The organism is Amycolatopsis sp. NPDC001319 (assembly GCF_042896185.1).
Classification (GTDB): domain Bacteria; phylum Actinomycetota; class Actinomycetes; order Mycobacteriales; family Pseudonocardiaceae; genus Amycolatopsis.
Genome location: NZ_JBIAWY010000009.1, coordinates 396,093 through 407,966, shown reverse-complemented (window position 1 = coordinate 407,966; position 11,874 = coordinate 396,093). Strand labels below are relative to the sequence as shown.

The window sequence follows — 11,874 nt, the reverse complement described above, 5'->3', positions numbered from 1 at the left end:
TGTCGTCTTTCCTACCGATTGCCCGCTAACTCGTCACTCGCGGAGGGATCTCCGCGGCCAGAATGCTCTGAACCTTGAAGACGAGCGCCTCGAAGGCCAGCGCGTAACCGTGCCAGCCCGCACCGGCCAGGTACACCGCGGCAGAGGCGGCGAAGATGTCGGTGCGCTCCTTACCGTCGAGGGCGTGCCACTGGGAGATGTGCACGACGGCGAACGGGCGATCGGTGTCCCGGATGGCGTCGAGGAGCGAGTAGGCCACCGGAGTCAGTCCGGCCGGGTTGATCACGATCGCGTCGACCGCGCCGCGGTGGGCATGCACCCAGTCGACGAGCGCGCCCTCGTGGTTCGACTGGTAGTGAACGGCCGTGGCGCCCCACCGCGCCGCGGTCCGGTCGACGTCGGCGGTGATCTCGGCGAGCGTGGTGGTCCCGTACGTCTCCGGACGGCGCTCCCCCAGCAGATTGAGGTTCGGACCGTGGAGGACGGTGGCCGAACCCGGGCAGGTACGGGTCGCGCGCACGGTACTCGGCGACCACTTCCGCCGTCGCGGCTTCGAGATCCAGTCCGGTCGATTCCCTCGCCACGACGTCGGACAGCAGCTCCACGCACTGCTGTCCGGCGCCACCGTGGGAGTCACCGAGGGCGTTGACGCCGGAGGCGATCGCGTTGTTCATGCCGACGCCGCACGTCGCCGTCATCCTGGCGATCTCGATGGAAGGCGCCTGCGGGCCGTGGTCGACCGAGGCGACCATCGCCGCCTCCAGCAGCGCGGCCTCGGCGGTGGTCGGACTGCTGCCACGGACCATCAGCCAGATCGTCGACACCAGACCGCGGTGGCCGATCAGCTCCTGCACCGGGATTCCCCGGAGCTCGACCACACCGGGCTCCATCCGGCAGATGCTGTTGGCCCACCAGTCGGCGACATCGTCCACAGTGGCCTGTCGAGGCGTAACTGGCATGTCAGTCCCTTTCGGTCCGGCCGAGCGACACCTGGTCGGGAATCGGCCGCGCCGGCGACGGAATACCGGTGTCCCGCCAGCGCCTTACGAGTTCGGCGGTTTCGTCGTTGTGCTCCCCGAGCCGCGGTGGCGCGGTCGTGGGCCGGAGCGGTTCGCCGTCGACGAGCACGCCGTTGCCGCTGGCGCGCAGGGTTCGCTCGGGATCACCGGGGAACCCGATCTCGGTGAAGAATCCGCGGTGCGCGAGCTGCTCCGACCGCAGCGCCTGGGGCACCGTGAGAATGCGTGCGGCGGGCACGCCGGCAGCCGACAGCTCGGTCTCCCACTCCAGCGCGCTCCGAAGCCGCAGCGCCCGGTTGAGCTCGTCGCTGAGCTCCGGGCGATGACGTTTCCGGTCTTCTCGATCGGCGAACCGCGGATCCGTCACCAGATCGGGCCGCTCCACGAGACCGCGATGTACGACTCGCACAAGTCCGTGCCGACCATCCCGGCCTGGCTCGTGCTCGACTCCCGGACCCTCTCCCGGTATGGGCTCGGCATGATCCGCCCGCACGTGCCCAAGGCCGTCCTCAGGCGGTACACCGAGTCCGGCTACCTGCACACCGCCGGCACCGTCCGGGAACTCGCCGCCACGATCGGCGTCGACCCCGACGGCCTCGAGCGCAGAGTGACTTCCCTGTGCGGAAGTTCGGACGTTCCCGCAAATACTCGAAGTAACGTTCGAGTTCTCGCCGGTCGACCTCACGAGCCAGCATCGACTTGTTCTCGTCGTCGAGGTAGTTCACCAGCATGGCGACGCTCTCGAGGTACGCATCGATCGTGGAGTCAGCGCGGTTCTTGGCCTTCAGATGCGTTCTCCAGTCCCCGACGAGCGCCCTGATGTCCTCCGGAGTCCAGCACCTCGTCCGGTGCCTCAGCGGCGGTCATGAGATCAGTCGTACTCGGATAATCCCTTGGGTTCCAAGCGCTGTTCTAGTTGTTGGCACCTTGCCAAGAGTCTCGCGAAGATCAACTAATGACCACGTTTACGCAGGTGAGAGGCACAATATAGGCTTGAAGAGTGGGCCGGGTCGGGCTCGAACCGACGGCCAAGGGATTATGAGTCCCCTGCTCTAACCAACTGAGCTACCGGCCCCTCGCTGGCACCCAAGTTTGCATTAGCACATGAGCCCCAGTTCGATCCAAAATATCACAGGGCCCGGGGTGGGCCGGTGCAGTACGCCGAACAGGTTGAGGTTGTGCCGTGGAGTGGGACGGGTCGTCTAGGTTGCAAGGACGTCGCCGCCACGACCCCGCTCGGGAGGGTTGAGCAATGGGTGCCGCACGACGTCCGCCCGGGCCGGGGCTGGTTCGGGTGGCGCTGGTGGACGCGGTGGCCGTCGGGATCGCCGTCGGGTTTCTGGCGCGGCACTACCGGGAGGTGCTGCTGGCGCACGCCGGGGTGATCAGCCTCGGGGTGCTCGTCGTCGTGGCCGCGGGAGTCCTGGTGCGGCTGGCGACGCGGAGCCTGCGGAAGGCTTCGGGCCGGCTCGACGCGATTCTCCTGGACGAGCTGCCCCCGAGGCCGTCGCCCCGGCCGCGCTGAGGGTGCGGTCGGGACGAACCGGCCCGCTGCGACATCGGAGAGCGGGTCGAACGCGTTGACCGCCCGCGGCGTGTCTGCGGCTCCGCGGTCACCGCGGGACGGCGCCGTGATCGCCCCAAGCCATCACCGTCCGTGACCCCCTGGGCCGGCCGCGGCGAGCCCGGCCGCAGCCACCACCCTGACCTGGCGGACTTCCCTTCGTGACGAGCAGAACCGGTACGTCGCCGCTCCACCACGGGGTGTTAGCCGGGCCGACGAAGCTCACCCGAATGCCGACGGGCGTGAAAAAGCCGTGCCGGCGGGAAAATCACGGGACTTGGTGCATGGAAACGACGTCGAGGCCGAGGACGCGGAAGAGGCTCAGCAAGCGGTGCAGGCGTTCCTCGTCGGTGACGTGGCAGTAGATGATCGTTTCCGGTGGGGCGGCGGCGACTTCCAGCTCGCCGAAGTCGACGACGGCGTGGGCGGCGCGGTCGGACAGGCGGCCGGAGACGCGGAAAACGTAGCTGGACTGCGACACCTGAGCCTCCCGTCTGGCCCTTCGAGCGCCCCTCGCCGCCACCGTCGCGCGTGCACGGGTGGGCGTCCTCGCCCGTGCCGGATGAGCTCGTGTTCGGGCGGTGGGCGTGCAACAGTGGGATCCGGCGGGGCTGGAGGGAGAAGCGGGTGTCCCACAAGGAAAAGCCGCGCGTGCCGCGGCGCAAGAGGAGTGTGCCCGAGTTGCCGGACGGGTTCGTGTCCCGGCCGCGGCTGCTGAAAGCTCTCGATCGCGCGGCGCCGGAAGCCGCCACGATGGTGTGTGCGCCCGCGGGATCCGGCAAGACCCTCGTCCTCGCGGAATGGCTGCGCAGCGGCGGACTCGGTTCCGCGGCGTGGCTTTCGCTCGACGCCGCCGACAACGACCAGTACCGGTTCCGCTCCGGACTCCTCGATGCGCTGACCCCCGCGGCGCCCGGCCTGCACGACTTCGACGCGGACAGCCCGAGTTTCCTGGCCGACCTCGTCGACGCCCTCGACACCCTGCCCGCGCCGCTGCGCCTGGTCCTCGACGACGTGCACGAGCTCGTGGCGACGGAACCGTTGCGCGACGTGGAACAGCTGCTTCGCCTGCGCCCGCGCGGGTTGCGGCTCGTGCTGTCGACGCGCTGGGACCCACCGCTCCCGCTGGCCCGGCTGCGGCTCTCCGGCCGGCTCGCCGACCTGCGCTCCGACCACCTTCGATTCCGCCCCGACGAAGCCGCGGCGCTGCTCACCGCCGAAGGCGTCACCATCGGCGCCGAGCAGGTCGACCGGCTCGTCACGCGCACGGAGGGCTGGGCGAGCGGGCTGCGCCTGGCGGCCGAAACCCTCAAGGGCGGCGCGGAGTTCACCGGCGCCGACCCGACGGTGAGCGCCTACCTCGTCGACGAGGTCCTCGCGCCACTGTCCGAAGAGGAGCGTCAGTTCCTGCGCGAGATCAGCGTGTGCGAAAGCGTTTCCGCGTCGCTCGCCACCGCGCTGTCCGGGCGCGCCGACGCGGGCGAAGTGCTGGCGCATCTGGAACACCGCACGGCGATGTTGTTCCGCACCGGCGCCGGCCGCCGGATCTACCGCCTGCACACGCTGCTGCGCGCCCACCTGCTCACCGACCTCATGCTCCGCACGCCCCGCCGGGTGCCCGCGCTGCACCGCCGCGCCGCCGAGTGGCTGCGCGCGCGCCACCAGGCCGGCGACGCCGTGTCCCACGCGCTGGAGGCCGGCGACGCCGCGCTCGTCGCGGACCTGCTGCGCCGCCACGCGCTCGACCTGCTGCTCGCCGGCGAACACGACGTGCTGCGCCGAGCCCGCGCGGCGCTCAGCGACGACGTGGTCGGCGACGACCCGTGGCTCGCCCTCACCGGCGCGCTCGAACACCTCGACGCCGCCCGCCCCGGTGCCGCGCGCGCCCAGGTCACGCTGGCCGAACGCGCGTGGCCCCGCGAGCCGTCGCGCGAGCTGCACGCGTTGCGCGGGCTCGTCGACTCCCGTTTCGCCCACGCCGCGGGCTCTCTCGAAGGCGACATCGACGCCGTCGCCGTGCAGGGTTCCGCGCTCAGCGCCATGACGCTGCTGGAGTCCGGCCAGGCGCTGCTCGCCGCCGGCCGCGCCGTCGAGGCCCGCCGGCCCGTGGAGTCGGCGCTGGCCTTCGCCCGCGCGCACGGCCACGGGCACCTGGAACAGCAGTGCCTCACCGTGCTCGCCGGGATCGCCGCGGCCACGGGCGACTTCCGCGCCATGACCGCCCTCGCCCGCGACGCCGACACGCTCGCGGAAACCCACGGCTGGCGCGACACCGTCGCCGGCGCGAAAACCTCACTCATCCTGGCCTGCGGGGCCCTGCTGCGCGCCGACGCGTCGGCCTGCCTCGCCCAGATCGAGCGCGTCGCGCGCGTGCTCGCCACCACCGACGCCCTCGGTGACAACGGCCTCACGCTGCTGACCGCCACCCTCGAAGGAACCGCGCGCTTCGACGGCGGGCAGCGCTCGGCCGGGCTGCGCCGCATGACCGACGCCCGTCTCGCCGAAGGTCCCGCTCCCCTGCCCGACGGCGTCGTCGCCCTCGCCGCCGTGTGCGAGCACGACGCCGCCACGCGCCTCGGCCGCGGCGAAACCGCCCGTGACGTGCTCACCTGGGCGCGCGAACGGATCCCCGCGGCCGCCGAGATCCTCCTGGTCCGCGCGAGCACGCAGGTCGTGCTCGGCCGCGACGGCCACGCGCGCAACCTGCTGCGCCCGCTGCTCGACGGCGCGGTCGCCCCGGTGCTGCCGTGGACCCCGGTCACGGCCTGGCTGCTCGAAGCCGAAATCGCCCTGCGCTGCGGTGAGGACGTCCGGGCGCGGCGCGCCGTCGCGAAGGCGCTCGGCCCGGCCGAGCGGCTCGGCGTCCTCCGCCCGCTCGTCACCGCGGCCCCGGAGGTGCTCGACCTGGCGCTGCTCGACGTGCCCGGCGGCCACCGCTTCACCACGGACCTCCGCCAAGCGCGCGCGGTCCGCGGAAGGCAGCCTGACGCCGTCGCGCTCACCGAACGTGAGCGGACGGTGCTGCGCCTTCTGCCGACGGTCCGCTCGCTCGACGAGATCGCCGGAGACCTCATGGTGTCGCCCAACACCGTGAAAACGCACGTCCGCGCTTTGTACCGGAAGCTCGGCGTCGGCTCGCGACGGGAGGCCGTGCGTTCGGCCGTCCGACGCGGTCTCGTGGACAGTTAGTTGGGACGTTCGGCCCTTCCTTCGTCACAGCGACGCCTTACGGTCGAAGGCGTGAGTGGAGCCGGCCGGTCGAGGACCAACCGGTGGCGGGTGCCGGGCGCGAAGGTGACAATGCCCTTGCTGCCACCGGATTTCGTGACGCGCCCACGACTGCTCGAGGCGCTCGACGCGGCCGCCGGCAGTCCCGTCACGGCCGTCTGCGCGCCCGCCGGCTTCGGCAAGACCGCGCTGCTGGCCGAGTGGGCCACGACCCGGCCGGTCGCGTGGGTCTCCCTGGACCCCGACGACAACGACCCGCGCCACTTCTGGTCCGCGATCCTCTGCGCGCTCGACAAAACCGTGCCCGCCGACAGCCGGGTCCACACCGTGGCGGCGCCGGAAGGCGACAGCCGCGCGGATTTCCTCGCCGAGCTCGTCGACGCCCTCGACGCGTTGCCCGCCCCGGTCCACCTGGTGCTCGACGATTTCCAGGAGATCGTGGCCGCCGGCCCACTGCACGACATGACCGCGCTCATCCGCACCCCGCCCGCCGGGCTGCGCCTCACGCTCGCGGCGCGCGCCGATCCCCGGCTGCAGCTCGCGCGCCTGCAGGTGCAGGGCGACCTCGCCCGCGTCAGCGCGGACGACCTCCGCTTCACCACCGCCGAGACCGCGCAGCTGCTGCGGGTCACGGGCGTGCGCTGCGGCGAGGACGATGTGCGCCGCCTCGTCGAGCGCACGGCGGGCTGGACCGCCGCCGTGCACTGGGCCGCGGTGTCGCTGCGGACCGGGGCCGACGTCGACGCCTTCCTCACCCAGCTCGACGGCGACGACCGCTCCGTGGCCGGGTTCCTGGCCGACGAGGTGCTCGCCCGCCTGCCGGAAGGCGCGCCCGAGCTGCTGCGCCGCATCAGCGTGTGCGACGCCGTGCCGGCCGCGCTGGCCCGTGAACTGGCCGCGCGAGAAGACGCGGGCGCGGTGCTGGCCGAGCTGGAGCGCCACACGTTCCTCGTCGCGCGCATCGACGACCCCAGCGCCTCCTACCGCGTGCAGCCGTTGCTGCGTTCCTACCTGCGGGCCGACCTCGACCTGCGCTACCCCGGCCTCGCGGGCGAGCTGCACGCCACGGCCGCGCGCTGGTTCGCGAACGAGGAGCGCATCGGCGAAGCGCTCGAACACGCCGTCGCCGGCCTCGACCGCGACGGCATCGTCGAGCTCCTCCACGCCCACGCCATCCCGTGCCTGCTCGCCGGCGACGACGTCGCCGTGCGCGAAACCCTGGCCCACCTGGGTGCCGACCTCGACCCCGGCCTGCGCGCCGCCCGCACGCTCGCCGCCATCCAGAGCGGCGACCCGGCCGAACCGTCCGACGACCCCCTGCTGGCCCGCCATCAGGCGCTGGCCGAGGGCCGCCGTCCGGACGGGCCCGGCCCCGCCGAGCCGGGCACCTGGGCGGACCTCGACCGCGCGTGGTCCTCGCTCTGCCGCGGCGCGTGGCGCGACGCGACCAAACGCCTCCGCGACACCCTCGCCGCCGCACGCGCCGACGGCCAGGACTACCTCGTGCTCCACGGCCTCGCCGCGCTCGCCGTGGCCGACGCGTTCGGCGGAAACCAGGACGCGGCCCGAGCGGCCGGCCAGGAGGCCGTCGAGCTCGCCGTCCGGCACGGCTGGCCGCGGTCGCCGTGGCTGGCCGTCTGCCGGCTCGTGCTCGCGTGCGACCACCTGCTCCGGCTCGACCCGGCGGCTGCCGCCCGCGAAGCGTGCGACGCGGCCATGCCGCTGGGCGCGTTCCTCGGCGGCGCGGCGCAGTTCGACAGCGAGGACCGCCGCGACGGCCTCGAGACCATGCGCCGCGCCCGCCACGACCTCGGCGAGCTCGCCGCCGGCCCGGCCGCGCTCGTCGCCGTGCTGGAGCACCACGCGGCCGTGTTCCTCGGGGAACCCTTGCACGCCAACGAAGTCCTCCTGTGGGCGCGCGACCGTCTCCCCGACACGCGCGAGCTGGACCTGATGCAGGCGTGGACCCACCTCGCCGCCGGCCGGCCCGACGAGGCCGCGGCCGCGGTGCGCACCCGCCGCGCGGCGCTCCTGCCGACCACGCCCGTCGACGTCGAGCTCACCGAAGCCGCGCTCGCCCTGCGCGCCGGGCGGCGCACCGAGGCGCTGCGGACGCTGGAACACGCGCTGGGCCTGGCGGTCGGCGGTGACTTCGTGCGGCCGTTCGCGCTGGCCGACCCGGCCGTGCGGCACCTGCTCGTGGACCACTCGGGCGGCTTCGGCCGGCTCGACGGCTTCGCGGCGTCGGTTCGCGACCGCTTGCGCCGCTTCGACCCGGCGCCCGTGGACGACCGCCTCACCGAGCGCGAGCAGGTCGTGCTGCAGCGGCTGCCGTCGCAACGCTCACTCGACGAGATCGCCGCGGACCTGACGGTGTCCGTCAACACCGTCAAGACCCACGTTCGCGCGATCTACGTGAAGCTCGGCGTGACGAACCGCCGCGACGCCGTGCTCGTCGCCCGCGAGCACGGTCTCGCGTGAGGCTTCATCCGCGACAGATGAGGCCGGACCCGCGCCGGAGTCCGACGCTTTCCGCAAGACCGCCACGGGCACGGATCCCGCGGACACGAGAGGACTCTCACCATGACCGACACGGGAGCACGAGCGCCGCACACCGAGGCCGGCGGAACCACCGGCCGTCGCCCTGACAGCCAGTCGATACCGAGCGGCTGGACCGGCTGGGTCGCCTTCGCCGCGACCATGATGATGCTGCTGGGCGCCTTCCAGGTGATCGAAGGGCTCGTCGCGCTGCTCAACACCCGCTATTTCGTGGTTGACGAGACGGGGCTCGTCGTCTCGGTCAACTACACCACGTGGGGCTGGGTGCACCTCGCCCTCGGCGCCCTGCTGATCCTCGTCGGCATCGGCGTCTTCATGGGCAACCGGGCAGCGCAGATCACCGGAATCGTCCTCGCGGGCCTGAGCGCGATCGTGAACCTCGCGTTCCTGCCGGCGTACCCGCTGTGGTCGATGCTCATCATCGCCATCGACGTGCTCGTGATCTACGCGCTCGCGGTGCACGGCAAGGAGATGAAGAAGCTCTGACCGGGGCGGTCAGGCCGGCGCGGGCCCCGGTTCTCCGGGGTCCGCGCCGGTGTCGGCGCGGGGTTTCGCCGGTTTCCCGGGTTCCTCGGCCGCGGCTTCGGGAGCCGCTTCGGGAGCCGGCTCGCGGTCGGGGCTCCTGGCGACCATGCGGATGAGTGCGTCGGCCGAGCCCGCCGTCGGGTCGATGTCCACGAACAGCGCCTTGATCAGCAGCGTCGCCGGCACGGCGAGGATCGCGCCCAGCGGGCCGAGCAGCCACGTCCAGAAGACCAGGGAGAGCACGGTCACCAGCGTCGAGAGCCCGACGGAACCGGCCACGAAGCGTGGCTGGATGAGCGACTGCACCACGAAGTTCAGCGCGCAGTAGACCACGATGACGACGATCATCTTCTCCCAGCCGCCGTCGAGCAGGCCCAGCAGCGCCGGCGGGATCACCCCCAGCACGAACCCGACGTTGGGGATGTAGTTGGTGACGAAGGCCAGCAGCCCCCACAGGATCGGCACGGGGATACCGATGATCGCCAGCGCAGCCCCGTCGAGCACCGCCACGATGAAGCCGAAGACGGTGGTCACGAGGATGTAGCTGCGGGTGCCCGCGGCGAAGCGGTGGAACGCGGCGGTGAGCCACGGCCGGTCGGTGTCGATGGCGTCCAGCCGCTTGTCGGCCCAGGTGGCCTCGGTGCTGAGGAACAGCAGCAGCGCCAGCAGGAACACGAGGTTGGTGAGCACACCGCCGATGCCGGAGAGCAGCGAACCGACGAAGTTCGAGAGTTTGCCGAGATCCAGTGAAGACACCATCTCGCGCAGCTGCTGCGGTCCCACGCCGAACTGGGCGAGCTTGTCGGTGACGGACCGCAGCAGGTCGCTGGCCTTCGACGCATAGGTCGGCAGCAACGTCGCGAGCTGCGCCAGTGACACGATCACCACGAACACCAGGCTCACGATCACCAGGTAGACCACCGTGACGAGCACGACCGTCGTGAGCCAGCGCGGCCAGCCCTTGCGCCGCAGCCAGGCCTGCACGGGGCTCGCGGTGACCACGATGACCATCGCCAGGAACACGGGCCCGACGATGAACGCGATCGCCCGCAGGCCGGCCAAGGTGATGACGACCGACGCGGCGCCGACCATGATCACGAGCACCCGCGGCAGAGCGCTCCCCGGCGGGAAGGTCGGCGCGACCGGCCCCGGCTGGGAGCGCTTGCGCTTGGTGGCACCGGTTCGTCCGCGCAGCTTCACGAGACCACCTCACCCTCGTCCGGGTTGGGGGCTGCGGCGGTGCCCCGCGTCGACGGGCGACTCCCCGATGTCACTGCCGGTGTGGCCGGACCTGCGCGGCGGCTCCGGCCGGTGGGTCCCGGGGATACGGTCACCGTCCGCACACGGCTCGCGCTTCACCCGTGCCGGATGAGACCTGGGCCGGCGCGGTGGGAGCGTCGGCGGCGGGGCTCCCGCGGGCGGGTTCGCGGAGCCGCGACGCACGAGGGCGGCCACGGCGGCGAGGTCACCCCCGGCGGATGAGTCCGTCCACAGGGGACAGTCGTGGCCTCAGCCGGCCAGCTCGCCGGACCCGCCGCCGTAGGTGGTCTGGTCGGCGGTACGCCCGGGCCGGGGGCACCGGCCGAGGCACGGGATCTGCGCCCACACCGTCTTGCGCTCGAACTCGGTCTCGGGCAGCACGCCCCACGTCACCGACAGGCGATCGACGAGCAGGAGCCCGCGGCCGCGCGGGCCGGGCAGGCGCGACAGGCCCATGGTCGGCTGCACGAGATTGCGGTCGGCCACCTCGACCCGCACGGTGCACGGGCGCAGGCTGTGCCACAGCTGCAGGTGGCGCGGGCCGTCGCCGTGGTCGTGGGCGTTGGCCAGCAGTTCGGTGGCGACGAGGAGCACGTCGTCGCGGTGCTCGTCACCCAGCGTGGCCAGGTGCTCCGACACCCATCTCCGCATGGTCCGCACCGTCGCCGCCGTGGTGCCGTGCAGCGGCAGCACCCACGTGCCCGGACGGCCGGCACTTCGGGCCCCGGTCAACGCCACCACCTCCCCGATCCGCGGTTAGCGCACTTCCTGTCGACTTACCCGATCGGGTCACGAATGAATCACCGGAGGTGGCCCCGGTCACAGCCGACCAGGGTCCACCCTGGACGCGAAGGTCAGCTCACCGGCACGTTTTCCCTGGCCAGGAGCTTGTCGACCGCCTCCGCGGTGCCCGTTCCGGGGCGGGGGACGAAGGTGAAAAGGCTCTGTCCGCCGGCGCCTTGGGAGGCCAGGTGCTCGACGTAGAAGTTCAGCTCGCCCGCGACGGGGTGGAACATCCGCTTGGTCGAGCGCGGAGTCGCCTCCACGCGGTGGTCGGCCCAGACGCGGCGGAACAGCGGGCTGGTAGCCGACAGCTCGGCCACCAGCCGCCGGGCGCGCAGGTCCCCGGGGTCGCGGCCGACCGCCAGGCGCAGCATGCCGATCATCTCCTCGACGATGCCCTCCCAGTCGTCGTGCAGGGCGCGGGCGGACTCGTCGCACAGCAGCCACCGCACCACCACGCGGTCGCGTGCGGGCATGCCGGGGAAGTCGGCGAACACCAGGCGCGCGATCCGGTTCGCGGCGAGCACCTCGGTGTGGCGGCCGAGCAGGATCGCGGGCACGCGACCCAGCTCGTCGAGCAGGCCGCGCATGCCGGGCCCGACGCAGCGCGCGGGGGTGTCCGGCGGACCGGCGCGGCGCGCGGACAGGCGGCGCAGGTGGGCGCGTTCGGCCTCGTCGAGCCCGAACACGCGGGCCAGCGCGTCGAGCACCTCGTGTGACGCCGTGAGCTGACGGCCCTGCTCCAGGCGCGCGTAGTAGTCGGCACTGAGCCCGGCCAGGGCCGCGACTTCCTCGCGGCGCAGCCCGGGCACGCGGCGCCGCGCCGTCGGCGGCAGGCCGACCTGGGCGACGTCGACGCGGGCGCGCCTGGTCCTCAGGAACTCGCCGAGCTCGGAGCCCCGCATCGGCACCCGTCCTTTCGCCTGGTCACAGCCT

11 protein-coding genes, 1 tRNA gene and 1 pseudogene are annotated in these 11,874 nt (G+C 72.6%); 4 read left to right on the top strand and 9 right to left on the bottom strand.

Annotation, left to right across the window (positions count from 1 at the left end; all coding sequences use genetic code 11):
- Window positions 1-25 precede the first annotated feature (25 nt).
- From ACFY1H_RS33095 to ACFY1H_RS33075, 5 genes and pseudogenes are all read right to left on the bottom strand, one after another.
- Window positions 26-520 carry a type II 3-dehydroquinate dehydratase gene (locus tag ACFY1H_RS33095; RefSeq protein WP_366584981.1) on the bottom strand — a complete coding sequence of 165 codons (495 nt, stop codon included), beginning with the start codon at window positions 518-520 and terminating at the stop codon, window positions 26-28.
- A gap of 22 nt (window positions 521-542) precedes the next feature.
- A pseudogene (locus ACFY1H_RS33090) lies at window positions 543-806 on the bottom strand (citrate/2-methylcitrate synthase); the annotation flags it as partial.
- Between the two features lie 154 nt (window positions 807-960).
- Window positions 961-1,404 (bottom strand): CoA transferase, encoded by a 444-nt coding sequence (locus ACFY1H_RS33085; protein WP_366584979.1) that lies wholly within the window; start codon window positions 1,402-1,404, stop codon window positions 961-963.
- A gap of 124 nt (window positions 1,405-1,528) precedes the next feature.
- Entirely contained in the window at window positions 1,529-1,840 is a 312-nt protein-coding gene (locus ACFY1H_RS33080; protein WP_366585102.1) for a phage integrase N-terminal SAM-like domain-containing protein, read from the bottom strand.
- A 180-nt stretch (window positions 1,841-2,020) separates the two neighbouring features.
- A tRNA-Ile gene (locus ACFY1H_RS33075) sits at window positions 2,021-2,094 on the bottom strand.
- A 177-nt stretch (window positions 2,095-2,271) separates the two neighbouring features.
- Here ACFY1H_RS33075 and ACFY1H_RS33070 point away from each other — a divergent pair.
- Complete coding sequence (locus ACFY1H_RS33070; RefSeq protein ID WP_386953000.1) at window positions 2,272-2,544, top strand: hypothetical protein; 273 nt, start codon at window positions 2,272-2,274, stop codon at window positions 2,542-2,544.
- 307 nt (window positions 2,545-2,851) lie between these two features.
- Here ACFY1H_RS33070 and ACFY1H_RS33065 read toward each other — a convergent pair whose 3' ends face one another.
- Window positions 2,852-3,064: a hypothetical protein gene (locus ACFY1H_RS33065; protein ID WP_220242519.1), complete on the bottom strand. Its 213-nt coding sequence runs from the start codon at window positions 3,062-3,064 to the stop codon at window positions 2,852-2,854.
- A gap of 146 nt (window positions 3,065-3,210) precedes the next feature.
- Between ACFY1H_RS33065 and ACFY1H_RS33060 the strand changes: the two genes are divergently transcribed.
- The 3 genes from ACFY1H_RS33060 (at window position 3,211) to ACFY1H_RS33050 (ending at window position 8,856) form a co-directional block, all read left to right on the top strand.
- Complete coding sequence (locus tag ACFY1H_RS33060; RefSeq protein WP_366584975.1) at window positions 3,211-5,772, top strand: LuxR C-terminal-related transcriptional regulator; 2,562 nt, start codon at window positions 3,211-3,213, stop codon at window positions 5,770-5,772.
- Window positions 5,773-5,883: 111 nt separating this feature from the next.
- A complete protein-coding gene (locus ACFY1H_RS33055) occupies window positions 5,884-8,292 on the top strand; it encodes a LuxR C-terminal-related transcriptional regulator (protein ID WP_366584973.1) in 2,409 nt (802 codons plus the stop codon).
- Between the two features lie 102 nt (window positions 8,293-8,394).
- A complete protein-coding gene (locus ACFY1H_RS33050; RefSeq protein ID WP_366584971.1) occupies window positions 8,395-8,856 on the top strand; it encodes a hypothetical protein in 462 nt (153 codons plus the stop codon).
- Between the two features lie 9 nt (window positions 8,857-8,865).
- On the opposite strand, the gene ACFY1H_RS33045 is transcribed toward ACFY1H_RS33050, so the two are convergent.
- From ACFY1H_RS33045 to ACFY1H_RS33035, 3 genes are all read right to left on the bottom strand, one after another.
- Window positions 8,866-10,095: an AI-2E family transporter gene (locus ACFY1H_RS33045; RefSeq protein WP_366584969.1), complete on the bottom strand. Its 1,230-nt coding sequence runs from the start codon at window positions 10,093-10,095 to the stop codon at window positions 8,866-8,868.
- Window positions 10,096-10,404: 309 nt separating this feature from the next.
- Complete coding sequence (locus tag ACFY1H_RS33040) at window positions 10,405-10,887, bottom strand: ATP-binding protein (protein ID WP_366584967.1); 483 nt, start codon at window positions 10,885-10,887, stop codon at window positions 10,405-10,407.
- Between the two features lie 122 nt (window positions 10,888-11,009).
- On the bottom strand, window positions 11,010-11,843 hold the full coding sequence (locus ACFY1H_RS33035) for a helix-turn-helix transcriptional regulator (RefSeq protein ID WP_366584965.1): 834 nt from the start codon (window positions 11,841-11,843) through the stop codon (window positions 11,010-11,012).
- Window positions 11,844-11,874: the final 31 nt, after the last annotated feature.